The sequence below is a fragment of the Roseovarius sp. B-10 genome, assembly GCF_056859295.1.
The window spans coordinates 166,446-189,402 of the sequence record NZ_JBSXOE010000032.1; the positions used below are offsets into that span (position 1 = coordinate 166,446).

The window sequence follows — 22,957 nt, forward strand, 5'->3', positions numbered from 1 at the left end:
CTTCCATTTCGACCCTAATGAGGCTATTCTCAGAATAATCTTAGAGCCTATGGAGATTCGCTATGTTGGTCGGCTATGCAAGAACGTCTACAATTGAACAGGGTGCCGGTCTGGAAGCCCAAGTACGAGACCTGAAAGCCTTTGGCTGTGAAACCATCTATCAGGAACAGGTTTCCTCAGTGGCAGAACGTCAGGAACTCGACGCTGCAATAAAGTCGCTTAGGGATGGCGACAAGCTGGTAGTGGGTAAACTGGACCGCCTAGCCCGCTCTGTGCGCCATCTTGGCGATCTTCTGGAAACGCTAGAGGCTAAGGGCGCTGGGCTTGTGATCCTGTCTATGGGCGGTCAGCAGGTGGACACGACAACGGCCACCGGACGGATGATGCTGAATGTCATGGGGGCTGTGGCGCAGTTCGAGCGCGAGATGATGCTGGAGCGCCAAAAGGAAGGAATCGCAAAGGCCAAAGCGCAGGGAAAGTATACAGGCCGCAAGCCCACCGCCATGGCGAAAGCCGATGCTGCAATGTCCCTGCTAGGTTCTGGCATGTCCAAGGCCAAGGTTTGCGAACACTTGGGTATCAGCCGCGCCAGCCTCTACAGGATCATCGCTCAACAGGAAGCCGCCTAAGCAATCTGGGGCCCCCAAGAAAACTCCGGGGGGCTTTCCGCCGCCTGCGTTATGGCCCCTGAAGCCAAGGAAAGATTTTTTGTTCAGATTCATCGTCGCAATCAAAGCTATAGAAAGAGACTACATCCCGATCCCGCCCGCCTTACGATCAGAAAACTAACAACATATTTATTGAGAGCTATGGAAACACTCAGCCGCCACCAGTGCCTCACTGTCACTGCGCTTTTTCTGAGTAAACAGATTGCAGAGATACAAAGTCCCCTCATGCATCACATATACCGCTTGTTTGTCGTCTCTGTAACTACTTCCAGCGCCAATCGTGCCGCTAACGACAATGCCCCCGTTGATAATTTTTAGTGCCTCTTCTTCGCCCGTTATATCAGCAAATAAAAATGTAGGCGCAATGAATGAGAACGCGGCGGCGAGAAAAGTAGTTTTTTGCATGTTACAACCTTTGTGCTCGACGCCAAGGAACGGTTTATTGTTGGTAACTTACACTCAGCACCCAGACCCCACTCATAGCCGACAGTTTCCCAAAGAGTGTCTCGTGCTTCTTTCCAAAGGGCAGTTTGTTTCAGAGGGTCAACGAAATCAAGCGCACGATACATTTTATTCATGCCGTCTTCCCGGTCACCCAATTCAATTAGGCAAGCCGCTTCATAAACCCAAAATTCGTTGCGTATGAAATGCAAATTATTAGCTGCCGTCTCCGCTTCAATTAATGCTTCAAAGTCTTCCCCCAGCCACGCTGGAATCCGCCCTTGATCTTCACGGTTTGCATCATAGAAAGGCTCTAATCCCTGCCTAATTACATTTGAAAGCCTATTTGCGGCACTAGCAGCGTCAGGAGCTTTGATAACTAGTTCATCACATTATCGTTTTTGCGCAAACTTCTAACATCATCTTCTATAACCTTAAATTCCACTAAAGTTGGCAAACTTGCACCATCTTCAACTACTTTATATCGACTTAAGTCTGTTTTGTCTTCTTGAGCATTTGCGCCTGTTAAGAAAACCATTGTTATTACTATTGCGCATGAAAAGCGTTCGAGTTGTTTTTTCAAAACTTTCTCCATATGTAGCATCGCAACCTTGCCCATAGCGGCTTTCTACCGCCTCCACGCTACACCATCCACCTAACGCGTCAATCATCTCTCAGAGGGGCCGTAGGTGTTCTCAGGCGGTCTCTGAGCGCATGTCAAAGGCGATGGGCAACTTACTCGCCGAATCTCTCTTCGGTGAGCTATCGAACGTGCCGATTACCTGAACGTGGATTCGTCCTGTAGCATAGCCCAAGTACCCGAGTGGGCGAAGGCGCTCTCCTGCTAAGAGGCCGTGGGTGGTCAGCGTGTGTGGTTAACGTGTGTGGTCAGTGAGAAGTAAATTTTCTGTAAGTATCTGAAAAAGCACAATAAATAGGATTCTTGTTATAATGGCGGAGACGATGGGATTCGAACCCACGAGACCCTTGCGGGCCTACTCCCTTAGCAGGGGAGCGCCTTCGACCACTCGGCCACGTCTCCGCCGACGCGTATAGCGGGGGGTGGGGGCGGGTTACAAGGGAAAATATGGCGGTTTGGGGAGGGAGAATGCCGGGCGGTATCGCGTCGGTATTCTGTCGGTATTGCGTCGGTGGCCCGGCGGGGACGGGCGAGCGAAAAAAGAGGGGGCCCGTGGGCCCCCTTCAGTTTCGCGGATCGGATGGTGCGTTGCTGCCCGACCATATCTTTGCCTGTGTGTCCGATCCGCGTTCGGGGCGAGCGCACCCGCCCCCGAACCTGTTGGCCTCTTCAGCTACACCCGCTCGTCGAGCCGCAGGTGTTGCACTTCATGCAGGTGCCGTTCCTGACCAGCGTGTAGTTGCCGCATTCGCCGCAGGCTTCGCCCTCGTAGCCCTGCATCCGGGCCTTGGTGCGGGCGTCCATGGATGTCGCGGTGGCGGAGGCGGCGATGGCGGTGCGGCTGAATTCCACCGTTTCGGTGCTGCCTTGCATGGCCATGGCCACGTCGCCGCCGCGCCCGGCGGTGCCGACCCCCTGCCCGCCCTGCAACACGACAAGCTCTTGTGGCAGGCGCTTGCGCAGGTAGCCCGAGGAGCTGATCTGCTTGAGCACCTCCAGCGACCGGTTCGCCGCCTCGCCAGACATCTCGGAGATATTGCTCACGCCTTCCTCTTCGCCGCGGCCGAGATCGTCGAAGGACGCGCCCGAGGGTTTGACATGGGCGAGATCGGTGCGGTCGAGATAGCTCACAGCGAGTTCGCGGAAGATGTAGTCGAGGATCGAGGTGGCGTTCTTGATGCTGTCATTGCCCTGCACCATGCCCGAGGGCTCGAACTTGGTGAAGGTGAAGGCATCGACGAATTCCTCGAGCGGCACGCCGTATTGCAGGCCGACCGAGACGGCGATGGCGAAATTGTTCATCATCGCGCGGAAGCCCGCGCCTTCCTTGTGCATGTCGATGAAGATCTCGCCCAGCTTGCCATCGGCATATTCGCCGGTGCGCAGATAGACCTTGTGCCCGCCGACGATGGCCTTCTGGGTGTAGCCCTTGCGGCGCTCGGGCAGCTTGTCGCGGGCGGCGCGGATCACTTCCTTGATCACCACCTTCTCGACGATCTTCTCGGCGAGAACGGCGGCTTTCTCGTGTGTGCTGCCGGACTCCAGCACCTCGGCGGCCTCGTCGTCATCCTCGACCAGCGCGCTTGCCAGCGGCTGGCTGAGCTTGGAGCCGTCGCGGTAGAGCGCGTTTGCCTTGACGCCCAGCGACCAGGACAGCTCGTACGCCTTCTGGCAATCCTCGATGGTGGCGTCGTTGGGCATGTTGATCGTCTTGGATATCGCACCCGAGATGAAGCTCTGTGCCGCGGCCATCATGTGGATATGGCTGTCCACGCCGAGGAAGCGGCGACCCTTGCGACCGCAGGGGTTGGCGCAGTCGAAGACATGGTAATGCGCCGGGTCGAGATGCGGCGCGCCCTCGAGCGTCATGGTGCCACAGACGTGATCGTTGGCCGCCTCGATCTCGCGCCGCGAATAGCCCAGCGACGCCAGCAGGTCGAAGGTGGGGTCGTTGAGTTTCTCCGCCGGGATGCCGAGCGCTTCGCGACAGAATTCCTCGCCCAGCGTCCACTGGTTGAACACGAAGCGGATGTCGAAGGCCGCGCCGAGCGACTTTTCCACGCGTGCCAGTTCCTTCTCGCCGAAGCCGTGGCCGATGAGCGAGGTGTGGTTGATCCCCGGTGCGTTGCCGAGGCTGCCGTGGCCAACCGCGTAGCTGACGATTTCCTCGATCTGCGCCGGGCGATAGCCCAGCTTGGCGAGCGCCGCCGGCACCGACTGGTTGATGATCTTGAAATAGCCGCCGCCCGCCAGCTTCTTGAACTTGACGAGCGCGAAATCGGGCTCGATGCCGGTGGTGTCGCAATCCATCACCAGCCCGATCGTGCCGGTGGGGGCGATCACCGTGGTCTGCGCGTTGCGATAGCCGTGCGCCTCGCCCAGTTTCAGCGCCTCGTCCCACGCCGCGACCGCCAGTTTGGCCAGCCGTGCATCGGGGCAGTTGGCGTGGTCGAGCGGTACGGGCTTGACCGCCAGCGCCTCGTAGCCCTCGGTCTCGCCACGCGCGGCGCGGCCGTGGTTGCGGATGACCCGCAGCATGTGCTGCGCGTTGCGCTCGTAGCCCGCGAAGGCACCCAGCTCGCCCGCCATCTCGGCCGAGGTGGCATAGGCGACACCGGTCATGATCGCCGTGAGCGCGCCGCACATGGCGCGGCCCTCGTCGGAATCGTAGCCCAGCCCCATGTTCATCAGGAGCCCGCCGATATTGGCATAGCCAAGGCCCAGCGTGCGGAAATCAAAGCTGAGCCGCGCGATCTCCTTGGACGGGAACTGTGCCATCAGCACGCTGATTTCCAGCGTCACGGTCCAGAGGCGCGTGGCGTGCATGTAGGATTCGGCGTCGAACGCGCCATCCTCGTAGAACTTGAGCAGGTTCATCGAGGCGAGGTTGCAGGCCGTGTCGTCGAGGAACATGTATTCCGAGCACGGGTTGGAGCCGCGGATCGCGCCATCCTCTGGGCAGGTGTGCCAGGCGTTGACCGTATCGTGATACTGAATGCCCGGATCGGCGCAGGCCCACGCGGCGTGGCCGACATCTTCCCACAGGTCGCGGGCCTTGATGGTCTTGGCAACCGAACCGTCCACGCGGTTGATCAGCGACCAGTCGCCGTCATCCTTTACCGCCTTGAGGAAGGCATCGGTCACGCGGATCGAGTTGTTGGAATTCTGGCCCGAGACGCTGGCATAGGCCTCAGAGTCCCAATCGGTGTCGTAGGTCGGGAACTCGATGCTGCCATAGCCCTGCTTGGCATAGTCCAGCACGCGCTTGACGTAGGTTTCGGGAATGTGCGCGCGTTTCGCGCCGCGAATGGCCGCCTTGAGGGCCGCGTTCTTGCCCGGGTCGACCGCGTCCTCGGTGCTGCCGTCCCATTCGCGGATCGCGGTGAATATCTCGTTGAGCCTGGCCTCGTGGGCCTTGGAGCCGGCGACGATCGAGGCGACCTTCTGCTCTTCCTTGACCTTCCAGTTGATGAATTCCTCGATATCGGGGTGATCGGCATCGCAGATCACCATCTTGGCGGCGCGGCGCGTGGTGCCGCCCGACTTGATCGCGCCCGCCGCGCGGTCGCCGATCTTGAGAAAGCCCATGAGGCCCGAGGATTTGCCGCCGCCCGAGAGCTTTTCGCCTTCGGCACGAAGCGAGGAAAAGTTGGTGCCGGTGCCCGATCCGTACTTGAACAGCCGCGCCTCGCGCACCCAAAGGTCCATGATGCCGCCGTCGCCCACCAGGTCGTCGCGCACCGACTGGATGAAGCAGGCGTGGGGCTGCGGATGCTCGTAGGCGGATTTGGAGCGGGTGAGCTTGCCCGTCTCGTGATCGACGTAGTAGTGGCCCTGCCCCGGCCCGTCGATGCCATAGGCCCAGTGCAGGCCGGTGTTGAACCATTGTGGCGAGTTGGGCGCCGCCATCTGGCGGGCGAGCATCACGCGCATCTCGTCGAAATAGGCGCGAGCGTCAGCCTCGGTGGTGAAATAGCCACCCTTCCAGCCCCAGTAGGCCCAGGCACCGGCGAGCCGGTCGAACACCTGGCGCGCGCTGGTCTCGCCGCTAAAGCCGTCATTGTCCTTTGCCGCGCGCGAGCGCCACAGGAATTCGGGCACGCCCTTTTCCTTCACGCGCTCCAGCTTGTTGGGCACGCCCGCCTTGCGGAAATATTTCTGCGCGATCACGTCGCTGGCGACCTGGCTCCAGCCGGCGGGCACCTCGATCTCGTCGAGACGGAACACGGTGCTGCCGTCGGGGTTGCGGATTTCGGAGCTGGTGGTCACGAAGTTCAGCGCGGCGTAGGCGTCCTGACCGGCGGTGGTGAATTTGCGTTCGATTTTCATTGTCTCTGCCCCATAATCGCGTTGCTTGCGGCCTTTTGGCCCTGATGCGGCTGGCTCGTCCGGTCGCGCCCGTTGCGCCCGGAACGGGCGCGGGCACCGTTCCGGCTGCTCCGCTTGGTTCATGTCTGGTTTACCGTCCCGCGGGCCTGGCCACTATATATTGTGGCTCTTCAGTCCGCCCACACAAACTGACGTAGATTACGGTCTCAGGTCAACGAAAAAAATCGCTCCGGCGGTCGAAAAACCATTTGACTGTGAGGGGCACGCAGGGCGGCTCGCCGGACCGTGATTCCTCCACGCGTGGCGCGACACGGGAAAGCGCTGGGACCACCGGCGCTTAGCAGGACAAGCTGAAGAATTGCATGAAAGATGTGTTCGCGCACGCGCCTTGGGCGGCGGGATGGTCGGGGCGGCGAGATTCGAACTCACGACCCCCTGTACCCAAAACAGGTGCGCTACCAGACTGCGCCACGCCCCGGACCATGGGTCTAGATAATCGCCATCGCGCGGATTGGAAAGCGGAAACCGGGGCGGCGCGGAGGTTATTGTGCCGCGTCGCAGGGCCAGGCGGCGGCCTCTTGATCGACGGTGGGGTGACGCATTTCCCAGCCCGGCGCGATGCCGATCCGCCGCGCCATTCCGCCGTTGACCTCGAGCACGGTCTGTATGCCGTTACCGCCCATGACCGGGCGGGTGTCGTGCGGCTGCGCCTCGTGGTGGACGCGGCGCACCGTGCCGCTGGCATCCATGAAGATCATGTCGAGAGGGATGAGCGTGTTTTTCATCCAGAAGCCCACCTGCTGCGGGCGCGGGTAGACGAACAGCATCCCGGCGGAGGCGGCGAGAGACTCGCGGTTCATCAACCCCTGCGCGCGTTCGGCCTCGGTATCGGCGATCTCGACGCGGAACGCCGCCTCGCCCCCCGGGCCGCGCAACTGCGCCGTGCCCTCGCGGCAGGTTCCGGCCATCGCCGCACCGCCCGCAAGCACCAGGACGATTGCCCCGATCAGTCGTCTGAGCGAATCGCCGCTTCCCATCCACACACCTCGGTCGCCATCCGTCCCCTTTTACCATCGATCACGCGAATGGCCAGCGCCTCGCCGGGCTGGACATCGGCGAGCCCGGAGCGGCGCAGCACCTCGATATGCAGGAACACGTCCTCGGCGCTACCGAAGGTGTTGGCAAAGCCGAAGCCCTTGCCCTTGTCGAACCACTTGACCCGCGCGGGTTCCAGCGGGACGGCGCGCAGCGCGGCCTCGTCCACCTCCTCCAGGTCGGCGAGCCCGGTGCTATCGGAATCCTCGGGAGGCTCGATGGCGTGAACCTGGACCGCCTGCCGTCCGCGCGCGGTATCCTGCACGTCAAGCTCCACCCCGGCGCGGTCGGCGACAGAGCTTTGCCCGAAATTACGCAGCACGTTGGCGTGCAGCAAGATGTCAGGTCCGCCCTCGTCGGCCAGCACGAAGCCAAAGCCCTTGACCGGATCGAACCATTTCACCCGGCCCCTGACCCGGCGAATTTCATTCTCGTCTGTTGTCACTCTGTCCTACCTAACAGCCTTCATCCCCAAGACCGTTTTCACAGATGCGTCATATTAGAACCCGTATGCAACCCAAAAATCCCCTTGCAACACAAACCCTTGCATTTCACGCAACGCGAAATTCAGGGGTTGAGCCGCAGAATTTCCCACGCCTCGCCAGCCGCCTTGCGACGCCACGCAAACCGGTCGTGAAGGCGAAACGCCCCGTCCGCCCAGAATTCAATCTCAATCGGCGTGATCTTGAAACCTCCCCAAAAGGGTGGTCGCGGCGGATTCGTTCCCTTTTGCGCCGTCACGCGGGCGACCGCGGCCATCAGCGCGGTGCGCGAGGCGAGCGGTCGCGACTGCTCGGACGCCCACGCGCCAAGCCGGCTCTTGAGCGAGCGGGAGGCGAAATAGGCATCCGCCTTCTGCCCCTCCTCGCGCGTGACATGGCCGCGAAAGCGAAGCTGCCGACGCAGCGACTTCCAGTGCAGCACCCCTGCCGCCATCGGGCGCGCGTCCAGCTCGCGGCCCTTGGCCGAGCCGTAATTGGTGTAGAAGACAAACCCGTCCGCCGCGATCTCCTTGAGCAGGACCATCCGCACATTGGGCATGCCCTGCGCATCCGCCGTGGCAAGCGACATCGCGTTGGGATCGTTGATTTCCGTCCCCCCGGCCTCGTCTAGCCAACGCCGCGCGATCACAAAAGGGTCATCGCCCGCGAATATTCCTTCTCGTTCCATTCGTCTGCTCCAGCCTTCGTTTCATGCGAGTTTGGGGTGACGCGACGCCAAGTCAACGTCAATCTCCGCCCACCGGCCGCCCCGGCAGCGTGCGGGCGGGCTTGATGCACCCTGCCCTATCGCCTAAAGGTCGGCAAAAGCGATGTGGCGGGGGCTGGGAATGTCGAACACACTGATGACGGGCAAGCGCGGGCTTATCATGGGGCTTGCCAATGACAAGTCCATTGCGTGGGGCATCGCCAAAGCATGCGCCGATTCCGGCGCCGATCTCGCCTTCAGCTACCAGGGCGAAGCGTTGAAAAAGCGGGTCGGGCCGCTCGCCGCCGAGCTGGGCTCGAATATCGTGCTGCCCTGCGATGTGGCCGACATGGCCTCTGTCGATGCGCTTTTCGCCGATCTCGGACAGCACTGGGACGGGCTCGATTTCATCGTTCACGCCATCGGCTTTTCCGACAAGAACGAGCTGCGTGGCCGCTACGTCGATACCAGCCGGGACAATTTCCTGCGCACGATGGATATCTCGGTCTATTCTTTCACCGCCGTGATGCAGCGCGCGGAAAAGATGATGGGCGCAGGCGGATCGGCGCTGACGCTGACCTATTACGGTGCCGAACAGGTCATGCCGCACTATAACGTCATGGGCGTGGCCAAGGCGGCGCTGGAGGCATCGGTCAAGTACATGGCCGAGGACCTCGGCAAGGACGGCATCCGCGTGAACGCCATCAGCGCCGGGCCGATCCGCACGCTGGCCGCCTCGGGCATCGGCGATTTCCGCTATATCCTGAAATGGAACGAGCTCAACTCACCGCTGCGGCGCAACGTGACGATCGACGACGTGGGCCGCTCGGCGCTCTACATGCTCAGCGATCTTGGTTCGGGCGTGACGGGCGAGACGCTGCACGTGGACGCGGGCTATCACGTCGTCGGCATGAAGGCCGTCGACGCCCCAGATATCGACGCGACCTGAGGGCAGGTCCCGTGACCGCGCTCGATCTCCTCGCCTTCAACGCGGTGCTGGCCGCCGCGATCCTCAGCCCCGGCCCGGCGCTGCTGTTCGCGCTGCGCACGGCGCTGGCCTTCGGGCGTGGCGCGGGGATCGCAGCGGGCATGGGGCTTGGGCTCGTGGCAGCGGGCTGGACACTGGCGGCATTGCTGGGGCTGGAGGCCGTCTTCACGCTGTTCCCGTGGGCGTATACCGCGCTCAGGCTGGGCGGCGCGGCGTATCTGATCTACATCGCGTGGAGGACGTGGCGGGCGGCGCGCGCGCCCGTCGCAGAGGCCACGCACAAGCCGCGCGGGCGCGCATTTGTCGATGGCGCGCTGATCAACCTGGGCAATCCGAAATCGGTGCTGTTCGCGGCCTCGGTGCTGATCGTGGTGTTTCCCAAGGGCCTGTCGGCCACCGAAATCGCGCTCATCACCGCCAACCACATGGCCGTCGAATGGGTATTCTATTCGGGCTTTGCCATGCTGCTGAGCGGGGCGCCCGCGCGGCGCGTCTATCTCGGCGCCAAGCCGTGGATCGATCGCGCGGCGGCGGTGATGCTTGGCGCGCTCGGCCTCAAACTCTTGACTGACAGGTGATTGCCATGACCCCGAACCGTCTGCCGCATGAAAAGGGCTTTCACGTAAGCTGGGATCAGCTCCACCGCGATGCGCGCGCGCTGGCGTGGCGGTTGCAGGGCGAGGCGCCCGAGGGCGGCTGGCGCGCGGTGGTGGCGATCACCCGCGGCGGCATGGCCCCGGCGATGATCGTCGCGCGCGAACTTGACATCCGCGTGGTCGATACGATCAGCGTGAAGTCCTACGACCACCAGACCCAATCCGAGCCGGTGGTCATCAAGTCGCCGGACGCGGACGTGGTGGGCGACGGCGCGGGCGTGCTGATCGTCGACGACCTGGTCGATACCGGCCGCACGCTGGAGGTGGTCCGCGCGCACCTGCCGCGCGCGCATGTCGCCACCGTCTATGCCAAGCCGCTGGGGCGCGCGCAGGTCCACACCTTTGTCACCGAGGTGAGCCAGGATACCTGGATTTTCTTTCCGTGGGACATGGCGCTGCAATATGTCGAGCCCTATCGCGGGGCCTGACCGGCGCCCGGCGCGGCCCCTTGCCCCGCCCCGGCGCAGCGCATAGACAGGTCCGGACTGAGAAAACCGGCAGGGGTGACGATGGCGGGCAAGAGCATTTCCAAGGGTGCGATGTGGATCCTCATGGGGCTTCTCATCATCGGGCTCGGCGGTTTCGGTATCACCAATCTGGGCGGGCGGGTGCAGAGCATCGGCTCGGTCGGGACCGCCGAGATCGACGTGCAGACCTATGCCCGCGCGCTGCGTAACGAGATCGAGGCGCTTGCCGCCGAGCGGGGCGAGTCGATCAGCATGGCCGAGGCCGAGGCGGCGGGGCTAGACCGGCGGGTGCTGTCGCGCCTCGTCTCGCAAGCCGCGCTCGAACATGAGGCACATGTGCTCGGGATATCTGTGGGCGACGAGACGCTGCGCGACGAGATCGTGTCGATCCAGGCGTTCCAGGGCGCGGGTGGCGGGTTCGACCGCGAATCCTATCGTTTCGCGCTGGAGCAGGCGGGGCTGAACGAAGCCGAGTTCGAGGCCAGCATCCGCGCCGAGACCGCGGCATCACTGGTGCAGGATGCGGCGCTCTCCGGGGTGTCGGCGCCCGAGGCCCAGGTCGATACGCTACTGAGCTATCTCGGCGAGCGGCGCAGCCTGGCCTTTGCCATGCTGGACCGCGGCGATCTGCGGACCGGTCTGCCCGCGCCCACCGAGGAGGAGCTGCGCGCCTACCACCAGTCCCACCTGCCCGAATTCACCACGCCCGAGACACGGCAGATCACCTATGTGCGGGTCACGCCGGAAATGCTCGTCGATACGGTCGAGGTGGACGAGGCCGCGCTGCGCGCCGCCTACGAGGAGCGCGAGGCCGAGTTCAACACGCCCGAGCGGCGGCTGGTCGAGCGGCTGGTCTTTTCCGACGAGGCCGCCGCGCGCGATGCGATGGCCCGGATCGAGGCGGGCGAGGATTTCGAGACGCTGGTCACGGAGCGCGGGCTCGACATGGCCGATGTCGATCTGGGCGACGTGAGCGCCGCCGATCTCGGCCCCGCCGCCGATGCGGTGTTCGACACGCCGGCGGGCGAGGTGACCGGCCCGGTCGAGACCGACCTGGGCCCGGCGCTATTTCGCGTCAACGCGGTGCTCGCGGCGCGCACCACCCCGTTCGAGGAGGCGGTGCCGCAATTGCGCGAGACGCTGGCCGCCGACCGCGCGCGTCGGGTGATCGACACCGTGTCGGAGACCGCGGACGACATGCTCGCGGCGGGCGCGACGCTGGAGGAAGTGGCGCAGCAGACCGAGATGGAGCTTGGCGAGGTCGCCTGGCATCCGGAGCTTGCCGAGGGAATCGCGGGTTACCCGGCGTTTCGCGCGGCAGCGACCGAGGTGCAGCAAGGTGACTACCCGCAGATCGAGGCGCTGGGCGATGGCGGGGCCTTTGCGCTGCGCCTCGACGGAACCCGCGAGCCGCGCATCCGCCCGCTCGAAGAGGTGCGCGACGCGGTAGAACGGGGCTGGCGCCGACAGGCGGTGGTCGCGGCGCTCAAGGGACAGGCCGCGCCCGCCATCGAGGCCTTGCAGAGTGGCGAGAGCTTTGCCGCGCAGGGGCTATCGCCGACCGAGCTCGACGGCATCACGCGGCGCGATTACCGTGCCGACGCACCGCCGGATTTCATCGAGACGGTGTTCTCAATGACCCAAGGCGAGGTGCGCGTGATTGAGGGCGCGGGCCGTATCCATATCCTGCGGCTCGACGGGATCGCCCCCCCTGCCGAGGACGACCCCGATCTTGCGCGCATCGCCGAGAGCCTGCGCACGCAGATCGAGAGCGCGCGGGCGCTGGATCTATTCCAGCTTCTCGCCAGCGATATCCGAGAGCGCGCAGGCGTCAATCTCGACCAGGCGGCGATCAACGCCGTCCATGCCAACTTCAACTGAGGGCGCACGCACGTGAACCTGACGCCGGATTTCGAGAGCTTTGCCCGCGCCCACGGGGCGGGCGAGAACCAGATCGTGTACACGCGCCTTGCTGCCGATCTCGACACGCCGGTGTCGCTGATGCTCAAGCTGACGGGGGCGGCGCGCGACGCCTTTCTGCTGGAATCCGTCACCGGCGGCGAAGTGCGCGGGCGCTATTCCATCATCGGCATGAAGCCCGACGTGATCTGGCAGTGCCACGGGAACACGAGCCGTATCAACCGCGCTGCCCGGTTCGACGCCGACGCCTTTGAAGAGCAGGAGGGCGACCCGCTCTCAAACCTTCGTGCGCTTATCGCCGAGAGCCGCATCGCCCTGCCCGACGACCTGCCGGCGGCGAGCGCGGGGCTGTTCGGCTACCTCGGGTATGACATGATCCGGCTGGTCGAGCATCTACCCGACACGCCGCCCGACACGCTGGGCCTGCCCGACGCGGTGATGCTGCGCCCCTCGGTGGTGGCGGTGCTCGACGGGGTCAAGGGCGAGGTGATCGTCGTGGCCCCTGCATGGGCAGAGGCCGGTCAATCGGCGCGCGCGGCCTATGCCCAGGCCGCCGAGCGGGTGATGGACGCGGTGCGCGACCTCGACCGCGGCCTGCCGCAGGCCAGCCGCACGCTGGGCGAGGCGCAGGAGGATGCCGCGCCGGTGTCGAATTTCACCAAGTCGGGCTATATGGCGGCGGTCGAGAAAGCCAAGGAATACATCCGCGCAGGCGACATTTTCCAGGTGGTGCCGTCACAGCGCTGGACGCAGCCGTTCACCTTGCCACCCTTTGCGCTCTATCGTTCGCTGAGGCGCACCAACCCGTCGCCGTTCATGTTCCATTTCGATTTCGGCGGCTTCCAGGTAATCGGTGCCAGCCCCGAGATCCTGGTGCGGGTGATGGAGGGCGAGGTAACGATCCGCCCGATCGCGGGTACCCGTCCGCGCGGCGCCACGCCGGAGGAGGATCGCGCGCTGGAGGCGGACCTGCTGGCCGACGGCAAGGAACTGGCCGAGCACCTGATGCTGCTCGATCTGGGCCGCAACGACGCGGGGCGCGTGTCGAAAATCGGCACGGTGCGGCCGACCGAGAAACTCGTCATCGAGCGGTATTCCCACGTCATGCACATCGTCTCGAACGTGGTGGGAGAGCTGGCCGAGGGGGAGGACGCGCTCTCGGCGCTGCTCGCGGGGCTGCCCGCGGGCACCGTCTCGGGGGCGCCCAAGGTGCGCGCGATGGAGATCATCGACGAGCTGGAGCCGGAAAAGCGCGGTGTCTATGGCGGCGGCGTCGGCTATTTCAGCGCGGGCGGCGACATGGATGTGTGCATCGCGCTGCGCACGGCGGTGGTGAAGGACCGCGACCTCTACATACAGGCGGGCGGCGGCGTCGTGTTCGACAGCGACCCCGAGGCCGAGTACATGGAGACGGTCCACAAATCCAACGCCATCCGCCGCGCGGCGGCGGACGCGGCGCGATTCTCGGGCGAAGGCAACGGGTGAAGGCGCGTTGGGCGCGGGTGGCATAAAGCGGTCGTTCAGCGTAAGGCTTGGGTGGCCGCGCAGCGCCCGACCGCCGGGTGGGCGCAGTTCAGTTTGTGCTATGCGATTTATGGTGCAAGACACTTCAATGATCACCGCTACTTGCGACGTTGATGAGCGCCCGCCCGAGGGGGCGGTCGGGCGCTGCGCGGCGGCGCGTTCCGCGCCTTGATTCCGCGCAAGTGGGCCAAGTCCGGAAAGTCCGCTTCAGGCCAAGCGCAGCCGGATGCCATCGCGCGCAACCCTTGAACCGGGTTGATCCATGTCAAGGCAGCGGGCTGGCCGGATAAAATATATTCTGAATATCGAATATATTGGGAGACACACCATGACTACCCTTCCCCATCTCTGCCGCCGCGCCGCCGCGGCGCTCCTGCTTGCCGGATTCTCGCTGGCCCCGCTCGGGCTCGCCGCGGCGCCGCTGGACCTGCAAGAACCCGTCGCCGCCGACAGCCTCAAGGAAAGCAAGCGCACCGCCCCCGGTCTCTACATCACCGCCGCCGAGGCGGGCCGGGTGCTGGAGGCGCAGGACAATGTCGCGCTGATCGACGTGCGCACGCCGTCGGAGATCATGCTGATCGGGTACGCGACGAAGGCGGCGGCCAATATCCCGTCGAAATTCGTCGATCCGAACCTCGCGGAAACCTCGCTCAAGGGCGAGTACGGAATGGTCGACAACCCCGCCTTCGTGGACGAGATGAAAGCCTGGCTTGCCAGCGACGCCGCCCGCGGCATCGACACGCTGCTGGTGATGTGCCGCTCGGGTTCGCGCAGTGCGGCGGCCATCGGCAAGCTGGTGGAGGCGGGTGTCGACGTGACGCTCTACAATGTCGTCGACGGGTTCGAGGGCGACAAGAACAAGGCCGGCGTGCGCGCCGTCAACGGCTGGCGCAACGCGGGCCTGCCCTGGACCTACAAGATCCGCGAGGGGCTGCGCCCCACCAACTGAGCGCTTGTGGCGCGCGCCTCTGTGGGGCAAGAGGCGGGCATGGCCCGCCTCGTCCTGTTCAACAAGCCCTGCGGGGTGCTGTCGCAATTCACCGACCGGGGCACCGAGGGCAGCCCCCGTGCGACGCTGTCGGATTTCATCGACCTGCCCGGCGTCTATCCCGCCGGGCGGCTGGATCGCGACAGCGAGGGGCTGTTGTTGCTGACCGATGATGGAAAGCTTCAGGATCGCATCGCAAGCCCCCGTTACAAGGCGGAAAAAACGTATCTCGTGCAGGTTGAGGGGGTGCCGGACGCGGCCGCTATTGACGCGCTGCGGCGGGGTGTCGTGCTCAAGGACGGACCGACGCGGGCCGCGCAGGTTCGCCAGATCGACCCGCCGGACCTGTGGCCCCGCGATCCGCCGGTGCGTTATCGCAAGTCGGTGCCCGATCGCTGGCTGGAAATCACCATCACCGAGGGGCGCAACCGGCAGGTGCGTCGCATGACCGCCCATGTCGGCCACCCGACCTTGCGGCTGGTGCGCTGGCGGGTGGGGGAATGGACGCTTGACGGCCTCGCCCCGGGCGAATGGCGCGAGACGCGGGCCTAGCCGCTATTCCGCGCCCTGCCGCAGCACCGCCGAGACCGGCACGAGGCCCACGCTCGCCGCACGATCCTGAAGGCCCCAGAGCAGGAGCGCGCTGATCGTGTCGGCGCGCAGCCGGCCGACCATGATGACGCCTTCATCCTGCTGCGTGGCGCGCATCGCGGCGTTGTCGAGAAAGCGGCGCACGGCGGCGGCATCCTGCCCCTCTGCGTCGAAATCGCGGAACAGCGTCGCCGCAGGCACGCCCTCGCGCGCGATGAGTTTGCGCGCGGTGTCGAGCCCGTTGGGCCGCATCACGAGGCCGTGGCCGCTCTCCAGCAGGATCGGGGCAAGCTGCGCACTGGCCGCGCGCGAGGTCTGAAGGCCGGTGCCGTCGCCCTCGATCACCGCGACCGCCTGCGGCACGCGGTCGAGCCAGGCGGACATCGCGGTTTCAACATCCGCCGCCGTCGCCGCCTCGGGCAGGTCGGCGGCGAGCAGCACCTCGAACCCGGCCTCGCGATAGCGCGCAGCCGCCTGCGCCGCATCCGCGCGGCTGGCCGGGATGGCGATGCTCAGCGGGTAGGGAAACGCCTCGAGCGCGGCGAGCCCAAGCGCGTCCTGCCCCTCGTCGATCAGCACGATGGCCATCAGCGGCTTGTCACGCGGCACGTCGACCTCGACGGCATTGCGGGCAAGCGCGCCCTGTGCCTCAGGGACGGTCTCTGGCTCTGGCTCGGCTGCGGACGCTTCCTCTTCGGGCGGTGTCTCGCCGATGCGCGGCAGACGGTCGGTGCTGACGTCCCCCACGCGGTCGCCGGTGAGGGCGCCGCCGCTCTCTGGCACGATCCGGCGCGGGGTGGGGGCGGTCTCGGGCGCGCCGTCGTCAGGGGGAATGGCGGCGACGCTGTCGTCGGCAGGCGCCGTGCCGTCCGCCTGCGCGTCAGCGGCCTGCGTCGCCGCATCGCCGGTCGCGTCAGCCGGGGCCTGCTGCGTGTCGGGACTTGCCAGCCCGGCATCGCTCTCGCCGGGGTCGGGGCTTGGGGGTTGGGCCGGTTCGGTCGAGATCGACAGTCGCGTCTCGTCCTCGGGTCGCGCGGGGGCCGGGGCCTGCGGGCTGGGCAGAACCGGGCTGTCGCTCTGGACCGCGACGCCGCCCGTATCCGGCGCATCGGCGGGCGGCGCGCCGAGCGATGTCGCGTCGCCCGTGGCCGGCGCCGGGGCGGTATCGGCCCCGCTCAGGCCGCGCGTGTCATCGCGGGCCGGTTCGGGCACGCGCGGCGCGGCGGCGGGGTCGGGGCCGTCCCCGACCTCCGGCAGTGCCGTCTCGCGATCCTCGCGCACCGCGTCGAAGCCCGAGCCCGGCGGCACCTCGACCGAACCGGCATCGGGGGCCTGCTTGCGCAGCGCCGCCATGTCGGCGAGATCGACCACCACCGACGCGGTGCCAAGCACAAGGCCAGACACGACAAGGCCTGTCATCATTCCCGCCAGAACACCGCGCATTGCCGCCCTCGCCCCTTGTTTCTTCCGCCCGTTCGCCCTTGTTTCCGGCCTAGCGCCCCTTGACGGTCCGGCGCAAGCCTGAACAAGTATACCGCGACCGGCCCCAAGGCCAACAGCCCCGTTGCCAGAGGACAGGCGCCATGCTGCTCTTGATCGACAATTACGACAGTTTCACCTACAACCTCGTGCATTACGTGGGCGAACTGGGGGCCGAGACGCGCGTCGTGCGCAACGACGCGATGGACGTGGCCGAGGCGATGGCGCTCCGGCCCGCCGGCATCCTGCTCTCGCCCGGCCCCTGCGACCCGGATCAGGCGGGCATCTGCCTCGACCTGACGCGCGCGGCGGCAGAGGCGAACATCCCGCTTCTCGGCGTGTGCCTCGGGCATCAGGCCATCGGGCAGGCCTTTGGCGGGCGCGTCATCCGGCATTCCGATATCGTGCATGGCAAGATGGGTGAAATCCGGCACAACGGCACAAGCGTGTTCGCGGGGCTGCCCTCGCCTTTTGACGCGACGCGCTATCACTCGCTCGTGGTCGAGCGCGACAGCCTGCCCGATTGCCTCGAGGTCACCGCCGAGCTGGCCGACGGCACGATCATGGGCCTGCGTCACCGCGCGCACCCGATCCACGGCGTGCAGTTCCACCCCGAATCCATCGCCTCGCAGCACGGCCACGCGCTGTTGCGCAATTTTCTCAACATGATGCAGGTGCCGGCATGAGCGACATCCGCCCGCTCATCGCCGCCGCCGCCGACCGGGCGCTCACGCGCGGCGAGGCCGAGGCGGCCTTTACCATCCTGTTCGAGGGCGAGGCGACGCCGGCGCAGACCGGTGGCATTCTCATGGCGCTGCGCACCCGCGGCGAGACGGTGGACGAGTACGCCGCCGCCGCCGCCGTGATGCGCGCGAAATGTCACAAGGTACGCGCGCCCGAGGGGGCGATGGACATCGTCGGCACGGGCGGCGACGGCAAGGGCACGCTCAACATCTCGACCGCGACGGCGCTCGTCGTGGCCGGGGCGGGCGTGGTGGTGGCCAAGCACGGCAACCGCAATCTCAGCTCGAAATCGGGTGCGGCGGATGCGCTGGGGATGCTGGGCGTGAAGGTGATGATCGGTGCCGAGGCGGTGGAAAAAGTGCTCGCGGAGGCGGGTATCGCCTTCATGATGGCGCCGATGCACCACCCGGCGATGGCCCATGTCGGCCCCGTGCGGGCAGAGCTTGGCACGCGCACGATCTTCAATATCCTCGGGCCGCTGACCAACCCGGCTGGGGTGAAGCGGCAGCTGACCGGCGCGTTCTCGCGCGATCTGATCCGCCCGATGGCCGAGACGCTGGGGCAGTTGGGGTCCGAGCGCGCGTGGCTCGTGCATGGCAGCGACGGCACCGACGAGATGACCATCACCGGCATCACCTGGCTCGCCGCGCTGGAAGAGGATGGCAGCATCCGCGAGGCGGAGCTGCATCCCGAGGATTTCGGCCTGCCTGTCCACCCGTTCGAGGCGATCCTCGGCGGCACACCCGAGGAAAACGGCCGCGCGCTCGCGGCGCTGCTCGACGGGGCAAAGGGGGCCTATCGCGATGCCGTGCTGTTGAACGCCGCCGCGGCGCTTACCGTCGCCGGGCGCACAGACGATCTGCGCGAGGGCGTGACGATGGCCGCCGAGAGCATCGATTCGGGCGCCGCGCGGATGCGGCTCGCCGCGCTCGCCAAAGCTACATCGGAGGCCCAATGACCACCCCCACGATTCTCGAAAAGATCAAGGCCTACAAGCTCGAGGAGATCGCCGCCGCCAAGGCCGAGCGCCCCTTCGACGAGATCGAGGTCGATGCCCGCGCCGCGCCGCCGGTGCGCCCGTTCGGCGAAGCCGTGTTGCAAGCGTCCAAGACCGGCTATGGCCTGATCGCCGAGATCAAGAAGGCGAGCCCCTCCAAGGGCCTCATCCGCGCCGATTTCGATCCCGCCGCGCTGGCCGAAGCCTATGCCGAGGGCGGGGCGGCGTGCCTGTCGGTGCTGACCGATGGGCCGAGTTTCCAGGGCGCGCCGGAGTATCTGCGCGCAGCCCGCGAGGCGTGCGATCTGCCGGTGCTGCGCAAGGATTTCATGTACGATCCCTACCAGGTGGCCGAGGCGCGGGCATGGGGCGCCGATTGCATCCTCATCATCATGGCCAGCGTGTCAGACGCGCAGGCGCTCGAGCTTGAGGCGGCCGCGACCGAATGGGGGATGGATGCGCTCATCGAGGTGCACAACCGCGAAGAGCTTGATCGCGCGGAGGCGCTCGCCTCGCGCATGATCGGCATCAACAACCGCAACCTGCACAGCTTCGAGACCAGTCTCGACACCACACGCAAGCTGTCGAAATTCGTACCGCCCGAGTGCATGATCGTCAGCGAGAGCGGGCTGGCCACGCCCGACGACCTCGCCGAGATGGCCCGTTACGGCGCGCGCGCCTTTCTCATCGGCGAGGTGCTGATGCGCTCGGATGACGTGGCGGCGGCGACCCGCGCGCTGCTGGCTAATCCGCTCACCGCCGGGGGCATCTGATGGCCGGGCTCACCCATTTCGACGAGCGCGGCGCGGCGCATATGGTGGACGTGTCCGACAAGGACGTGACCGCGCGGGTGGCCGTGGCCGAAGGTCACATCAAGATGTCCCCGCAAACCTTTGATATCATTGCCGAAGGCCGGGCGAAGAAGGGCGATGTTCTGTCGGTGGCGCGGCTGGCGGGGATCATGGGCGCCAAGAAGACGCCCGACCTGATCCCGCTCTGCCACCCGCTGCCGGTGACCCGCGTGGCGGTGGACCTGACCCTCGACCCGGACCTGCCGGGCATACGGATCGAGGGCACGGTCAAGACCACCGGGCAGACGGGCGTCGAGATGGAGGCGCTCACCGCCGTTTCGGTGGCGGCGCTCACGGTCTATGACATGGCCAAGGCGGTGGATCGCGCGATGGAGATCGGCGGCATCCGGGTGGTTCTCAAGGATGGCGGCAAATCGGGGCGTTACGAGGCGACATGATCTCCGTATCAGAGGCCCTCGACCGGCTTTTCACGCTGATCTCACCTCTCGATGTCGAGGAGGTGCCGCTCGCGGAAGCGGCGGGGCGTATCCTCGCCCGCGACGTGGCGGCGAGCCGCGATCAGCCGCCCTTCTCCGCCTCGGCGATGGATGGCTATGCGATCGCCGAGACCCCTGCCCCCGGCGCGGTGCTGAGCGTGATCGGCGAGGCGGCGGCGGGGCACGGTTTTGGCGGCACGGTGGGGACGGGCGAGGCGGTGCGCATTTTCACCGGCGCGCCAGTGCCCGAGGGCGCGACGCGCGTGATCATGCAGGAGGACGTGACGCGCGAGGGGGCGGCCATCACGCTGGGCGACGGCATCGGCGCGGGCGACAACATCCGCGCCGCGGGCTGTGATTTCCATGCCGGGCAGGCAATGTGCGCCCCGCGCCGCCTGCGCCCCGCCGACCTCGCGCTGCTGGCGTCGATGAACGTGGCGTCCGTCCCGGTGCGCCGCCGCCCGGACGTGGCGCTCATCGCCACCGGGGACGAGCTGGTGATGCCCGGCGAAGACCCCAGCCCCGACCAGATCATCGCCTCCAACGCCTTTGGCCTCAAGGCCATGCTCGAGGCGCGCGGGGCAAAGGCGCGGCTCTTGCCGATCGCGCGCGACACGCGCGCCTCGCTGGAGACGGTGCTGGGGCTGGCAGAGGGCTGCGACCTGGTGCTGACCATCGGCGGCGCGTCGGTGGGCGATCACGACCTCGTCGCGCGGCTCGGGCCGGAACTGGGGATGGAGCGCGCGTTCTACAAGGTCGCGATGCGCCCGGGCAAGCCGCTGATGGCGGGGCGCATGGGCGCGGCGGCGACGGTCGGGCTTCCGGGCAACCCGGTCTCGGCGATGGTCTGCGGGCATGTCTTCGTGGCACCGATGATCGACGCGATGCTGGGGTTGGGCACGGCCCCCGCCCCACGCCGCACGGCGCCGCTCGCTGCTCCGCTGCCGGAGAATGGCCCGCGCGAGCATTACATGCGCGCGCGGCTGTCGGAGGACGGGATCGCGGCGGAGGACCGGCAGGACAGCTCGCTTCTGAGCATCCTCGCCCATTCCGATGCGCTGCTGGTGCGCCCGCCGCATGACCCGGAGCGGCAGGTTGGCGAATTGGTGGCGTATCTGCCGCTCTGAGATGGCGGGTTCTGGCCTGGAGGGGACGTTGCCGTCTGGTCCCGGCGCGGAATCAAGGCCGAAGGCCGCCGCGCCAACGCAAGCCTTGCGCTCCCGGGCAGGGCGATTACCTATCGAAGAGACGCCCTCACCACCCGCGAAAGGCCGCGCATGACCCTCGTGCTTCCGTTTGACAACAGCTACGCGCAGCTTCCGCCCCGTTTTTACACGCGCCAGAACGCGGTGCCGGTGCGTGAGCCCCGCCTCATTGCATGGAACGCGCCACTGGCCGAAGAGCTTGGCATCGAAGGCGGCAGCGACAGGGAGACCCTCGCGCGCATCTTCGCGGGTAACGAGGCGCCCGAGGGGGCCACGCCGCTGGCGCAGGTCTATGCGGGGCACCAGTTTGGTGGCTTCTCGCCGCAGCTTGGCGACGGACGCGCGCTGTTGCTGGGCGAGGTGGTGGACAGTCACGGGCAACGCCGAGACATCCAGCTAAAAGGGTCCGGCCCCACGCCCTATTCGCGCATGGGCGACGGGCGCGCCTGGCTCGGCCCGGTGCTGCGCGAATACGTGGTGTCCGAGGCAATGCACGCACTGGGCGTTCCAACCACCCGCGCGCTCGCCGCCGTTGAGACGGGCGAGCGGATCTATCGCGATCCCGGCGCCATGCCTGGCGCGGTGCTGACCCGCGTGGCGTCGAGCCACATCCGCGTGGGCACGTTCCAGTATTTCGCGGCGCGGCGCGATGCGGAGGGGCTGCGCGCGCTCTACGACTATACCGTGGCGCGGCACTGCCCACAGGTCGAAAGCCCCGCGCATCTGCTGGCCGAGGTCATCCGGCGGCAGGCGCGGCTGGTGGCGCAGTGGCTGTCCATCGGCTTCATCCATGGCGTGATGAACACCGACAACACGTCAATTTCCGGCGAGACGATAGATTACGGCCCCTGCGCCTTCATGGATACCTACCACCCGCAGACGGTCTACAGCTCGATCGACGCGCATGGCCGCTATGCCTATGACAACCAGGCGCATGTGATCGTGTGGAACATCGCGCAGTTCGCCACCGCGCTGGTGCCGCTCATGCCCGATCAGGACGCGGCCATCGAAGAATTCACCGCGCTGGTACATGCCATGCCCGAGCGGATCGAGGCCGAGTGGCGGCGCGTGTTTGCCGCCAAGATCGGTATCGCCGAGGCCGGGGAGGAGGATGCCGCGCTCGCGGGCGACCTGCTCGCACGAATGGCCGAGGGGCGGGCCGATTTCACCAACACATTCCGCGCGCTGATCGAGGGTGGCGCGCGCGACCAGTTCCTCGACCCGGCGGTCTTCGATGCGTGGGAGGCGCGCTGGCGCGCGCGGCTGGCCCGCGAGGCCGACCCGGAGGCGGTGATGCGCGCCGCCAACCCGGCTTTCATCCCCCGCAACCACCGCGTGGAGCAGATGATCGAGGCGGCGGTCGGGGGCGATCTTGCCCCATTTGAACGGCTTATGGGCGTGCTGTCACACCCCTATGACGACCAGCCCGGCGCCGCCGATCTGCGGCGCCCACCGGCGGCGTCGGAGGTGGTGCACGCCACGTTCTGCGGGACGTGAGCGGCGTAGGTCTTCGTGGTGGTCATGGCCTGGAGCGGACCCTCCCAGGCTGGTGCCAATGCGCGGAATCGAGGCGCGCTTGCGCGCCGCCGCGCAGCGCCCGACCGCCCCATCGGGCGGGCGCTTTTGCAACGCCTAAACCCGCACAATCGTTAAAGTATCTTGCACCATAAAGCAAAGACCACACCCGTTTGAGCGCCCACCCGCGGTCGGGCGCTGCGCGGCTCCTCAACCGTTGTTTGTAATGGCAGG

21 protein-coding genes and 2 tRNA genes are annotated in these 22,957 nt (G+C 66.1%); 14 read left to right on the top strand and 9 right to left on the bottom strand.

The window, feature by feature from the left end; translation table 11 throughout:
• Positions 1-62: 62 nt before the first annotated feature.
• Positions 63-629 carry a recombinase family protein gene (locus AC13D8_RS09890; protein WP_482968682.1) on the top strand — a complete coding sequence of 189 codons (567 nt, stop codon included), beginning with the start codon at positions 63-65 and terminating at the stop codon, positions 627-629.
• A gap of 168 nt (positions 630-797) precedes the next feature.
• Here AC13D8_RS09890 and AC13D8_RS09895 read toward each other — a convergent pair whose 3' ends face one another.
• From AC13D8_RS09895 to pdxH, 8 genes are all read right to left on the bottom strand, one after another.
• The gene (locus AC13D8_RS09895) at positions 798-1,073 is read right to left on the bottom strand and encodes a hypothetical protein (protein ID WP_482968683.1); all 276 of its coding nucleotides are present in this window, start codon (positions 1,071-1,073) and stop codon (positions 798-800) included.
• Between the two features lie 415 nt (positions 1,074-1,488).
• Positions 1,489-1,728, bottom strand: a complete 240-nt coding sequence (locus AC13D8_RS09900; RefSeq protein WP_482968684.1) for a hypothetical protein — start codon at positions 1,726-1,728, stop codon at positions 1,489-1,491.
• Between the two features lie 333 nt (positions 1,729-2,061).
• Positions 2,062-2,151, bottom strand: a tRNA-Ser gene (locus AC13D8_RS09905).
• Between the two features lie 267 nt (positions 2,152-2,418).
• The gene (locus AC13D8_RS09910) at positions 2,419-6,078 is read right to left on the bottom strand and encodes a vitamin B12-dependent ribonucleotide reductase (RefSeq protein WP_482968685.1); all 3,660 of its coding nucleotides are present in this window, start codon (positions 6,076-6,078) and stop codon (positions 2,419-2,421) included.
• A gap of 401 nt (positions 6,079-6,479) precedes the next feature.
• Positions 6,480-6,556: transfer RNA gene (locus AC13D8_RS09915), tRNA-Pro, on the bottom strand.
• A gap of 64 nt (positions 6,557-6,620) precedes the next feature.
• Positions 6,621-7,115: a DUF192 domain-containing protein gene (locus tag AC13D8_RS09920; protein WP_482968686.1), complete on the bottom strand. Its 495-nt coding sequence runs from the start codon at positions 7,113-7,115 to the stop codon at positions 6,621-6,623.
• On the bottom strand, positions 7,085-7,576 hold the full coding sequence (locus tag AC13D8_RS09925) for a cold-shock protein (RefSeq protein ID WP_482968687.1): 492 nt from the start codon (positions 7,574-7,576) through the stop codon (positions 7,085-7,087). The genes AC13D8_RS09920 and AC13D8_RS09925 overlap by 31 nt, the downstream gene beginning before the upstream one ends.
• 164 nt (positions 7,577-7,740) lie before the next feature.
• Entirely contained in the window at positions 7,741-8,343 is a 603-nt protein-coding gene (gene pdxH, locus AC13D8_RS09930; RefSeq protein ID WP_482968688.1) for a pyridoxamine 5'-phosphate oxidase, read from the bottom strand.
• Between the two features lie 160 nt (positions 8,344-8,503).
• Between pdxH and fabI the strand changes: the two genes are divergently transcribed.
• From fabI to AC13D8_RS09965, 7 genes are all read left to right on the top strand, one after another.
• Positions 8,504-9,310: an enoyl-ACP reductase FabI gene (fabI, locus tag AC13D8_RS09935; protein ID WP_482968689.1), complete on the top strand. Its 807-nt coding sequence runs from the start codon at positions 8,504-8,506 to the stop codon at positions 9,308-9,310.
• Positions 9,311-9,321: 11 nt separating this feature from the next.
• On the top strand, positions 9,322-9,927 hold the full coding sequence (locus AC13D8_RS09940; RefSeq protein ID WP_482968690.1) for a LysE family translocator: 606 nt from the start codon (positions 9,322-9,324) through the stop codon (positions 9,925-9,927).
• 5 nt (positions 9,928-9,932) lie between these two features.
• Positions 9,933-10,433: a xanthine phosphoribosyltransferase gene (gene gpt / locus AC13D8_RS09945; protein ID WP_104018919.1), complete on the top strand. Its 501-nt coding sequence runs from the start codon at positions 9,933-9,935 to the stop codon at positions 10,431-10,433.
• An 81-nt stretch (positions 10,434-10,514) separates the two neighbouring features.
• The gene (locus tag AC13D8_RS09950; RefSeq protein ID WP_482968691.1) at positions 10,515-12,353 is read left to right on the top strand and encodes a peptidyl-prolyl cis-trans isomerase; all 1,839 of its coding nucleotides are present in this window, start codon (positions 10,515-10,517) and stop codon (positions 12,351-12,353) included.
• A 12-nt stretch (positions 12,354-12,365) separates the two neighbouring features.
• On the top strand, positions 12,366-13,877 hold the full coding sequence (gene trpE / locus AC13D8_RS09955; RefSeq protein ID WP_482968692.1) for an anthranilate synthase component I: 1,512 nt from the start codon (positions 12,366-12,368) through the stop codon (positions 13,875-13,877).
• Positions 13,878-14,244: 367 nt separating this feature from the next.
• On the top strand, positions 14,245-14,865 hold the full coding sequence (locus AC13D8_RS09960; RefSeq protein WP_482968693.1) for a rhodanese-like domain-containing protein: 621 nt from the start codon (positions 14,245-14,247) through the stop codon (positions 14,863-14,865).
• Between the two features lie 39 nt (positions 14,866-14,904).
• Positions 14,905-15,456, top strand: coding sequence for a pseudouridine synthase (locus tag AC13D8_RS09965; protein WP_482968694.1), 552 nt, complete (start codon positions 14,905-14,907; stop codon positions 15,454-15,456).
• A 3-nt stretch (positions 15,457-15,459) separates the two neighbouring features.
• Here AC13D8_RS09965 and AC13D8_RS09970 read toward each other — a convergent pair whose 3' ends face one another.
• Positions 15,460-16,938: a divergent polysaccharide deacetylase family protein gene (locus AC13D8_RS09970; protein WP_482968695.1), complete on the bottom strand. Its 1,479-nt coding sequence runs from the start codon at positions 16,936-16,938 to the stop codon at positions 15,460-15,462.
• Positions 16,939-17,078: 140 nt separating this feature from the next.
• Here AC13D8_RS09970 and AC13D8_RS09975 point away from each other — a divergent pair, with 140 nt between their 5' ends.
• The 6 genes from AC13D8_RS09975 (at position 17,079) to AC13D8_RS10000 (ending at position 22,705) form a co-directional block, all read left to right on the top strand.
• Positions 17,079-17,660 carry an anthranilate synthase component II gene (locus tag AC13D8_RS09975; protein WP_104018914.1) on the top strand — a complete coding sequence of 194 codons (582 nt, stop codon included), beginning with the start codon at positions 17,079-17,081 and terminating at the stop codon, positions 17,658-17,660.
• Positions 17,657-18,676, top strand: coding sequence for an anthranilate phosphoribosyltransferase (gene trpD, locus AC13D8_RS09980; protein ID WP_482968696.1), 1,020 nt, complete (start codon positions 17,657-17,659; stop codon positions 18,674-18,676). Before AC13D8_RS09975 ends, trpD begins: the two co-directional genes overlap by 4 nt.
• A complete protein-coding gene (gene trpC, locus AC13D8_RS09985; RefSeq protein ID WP_482968697.1) occupies positions 18,673-19,488 on the top strand; it encodes an indole-3-glycerol phosphate synthase TrpC in 816 nt (271 codons plus the stop codon). The genes trpD and trpC overlap by 4 nt, the downstream gene beginning before the upstream one ends.
• Entirely contained in the window at positions 19,488-19,964 is a 477-nt protein-coding gene (gene moaC / locus AC13D8_RS09990) for a cyclic pyranopterin monophosphate synthase MoaC (protein ID WP_482968698.1), read from the top strand. Before trpC ends, moaC begins: the two co-directional genes overlap by 1 nt.
• On the top strand, positions 19,961-21,130 hold the full coding sequence (locus AC13D8_RS09995; protein WP_482968699.1) for a molybdopterin molybdotransferase MoeA: 1,170 nt from the start codon (positions 19,961-19,963) through the stop codon (positions 21,128-21,130). The genes moaC and AC13D8_RS09995 overlap by 4 nt, the downstream gene beginning before the upstream one ends.
• A gap of 150 nt (positions 21,131-21,280) precedes the next feature.
• On the top strand, positions 21,281-22,705 hold the full coding sequence (locus AC13D8_RS10000) for a protein adenylyltransferase SelO (protein ID WP_482968700.1): 1,425 nt from the start codon (positions 21,281-21,283) through the stop codon (positions 22,703-22,705).
• Positions 22,706-22,957: the final 252 nt, after the last annotated feature.

Excerpts from the sequence above, each read along its gene's own strand:
- AC13D8_RS09890 (WP_482968682.1), top strand. The coding sequence starts at position 63 with ATGTTGGTCGGCTATGCAAGAACGTCTACAATTGAACAGGGTGCCGGT.
- gpt (WP_104018919.1), top strand. The coding sequence starts at position 9,933 with ATGACCCCGAACCGTCTGCCGCATGAAAAGGGCTTTCACGTAAGCTGG.
- AC13D8_RS09950 (WP_482968691.1), top strand. The coding sequence starts at position 10,515 with ATGGCGGGCAAGAGCATTTCCAAGGGTGCGATGTGGATCCTCATGGGG.
- trpD (WP_482968696.1), top strand. The coding sequence starts at position 17,657 with ATGAGCGACATCCGCCCGCTCATCGCCGCCGCCGCCGACCGGGCGCTC.
- AC13D8_RS09900 (WP_482968684.1), bottom strand. The coding sequence starts at position 1,728 with ATGGGCAAGGTTGCGATGCTACATATGGAGAAAGTTTTGAAAAAACAA.
- AC13D8_RS09910 (WP_482968685.1), bottom strand. The coding sequence starts at position 6,078 with ATGAAAATCGAACGCAAATTCACCACCGCCGGTCAGGACGCCTACGCC.
- pdxH (WP_482968688.1), bottom strand. The coding sequence starts at position 8,343 with ATGGAACGAGAAGGAATATTCGCGGGCGATGACCCTTTTGTGATCGCG.
- AC13D8_RS09975 (WP_104018914.1), top strand. The coding sequence starts at position 17,079 with ATGCTGCTCTTGATCGACAATTACGACAGTTTCACCTACAACCTCGTG.
- fabI (WP_482968689.1), top strand. The coding sequence starts at position 8,504 with ATGTCGAACACACTGATGACGGGCAAGCGCGGGCTTATCATGGGGCTT.
- AC13D8_RS09960 (WP_482968693.1), top strand. The coding sequence starts at position 14,245 with ATGACTACCCTTCCCCATCTCTGCCGCCGCGCCGCCGCGGCGCTCCTG.
- AC13D8_RS09995 (WP_482968699.1), top strand. The coding sequence starts at position 19,961 with ATGATCTCCGTATCAGAGGCCCTCGACCGGCTTTTCACGCTGATCTCA.
- trpC (WP_482968697.1), top strand. The coding sequence starts at position 18,673 with ATGACCACCCCCACGATTCTCGAAAAGATCAAGGCCTACAAGCTCGAG.
- AC13D8_RS09920 (WP_482968686.1), bottom strand. The coding sequence starts at position 7,115 with ATGGGAAGCGGCGATTCGCTCAGACGACTGATCGGGGCAATCGTCCTG.
- AC13D8_RS09970 (WP_482968695.1), bottom strand. The coding sequence starts at position 16,938 with ATGCGCGGTGTTCTGGCGGGAATGATGACAGGCCTTGTCGTGTCTGGC.
- AC13D8_RS10000 (WP_482968700.1), top strand. The coding sequence starts at position 21,281 with ATGACCCTCGTGCTTCCGTTTGACAACAGCTACGCGCAGCTTCCGCCC.
- AC13D8_RS09895 (WP_482968683.1), bottom strand. The coding sequence starts at position 1,073 with ATGCAAAAAACTACTTTTCTCGCCGCCGCGTTCTCATTCATTGCGCCT.
- moaC (WP_482968698.1), top strand. The coding sequence starts at position 19,488 with ATGGCCGGGCTCACCCATTTCGACGAGCGCGGCGCGGCGCATATGGTG.
- AC13D8_RS09965 (WP_482968694.1), top strand. The coding sequence starts at position 14,905 with ATGGCCCGCCTCGTCCTGTTCAACAAGCCCTGCGGGGTGCTGTCGCAA.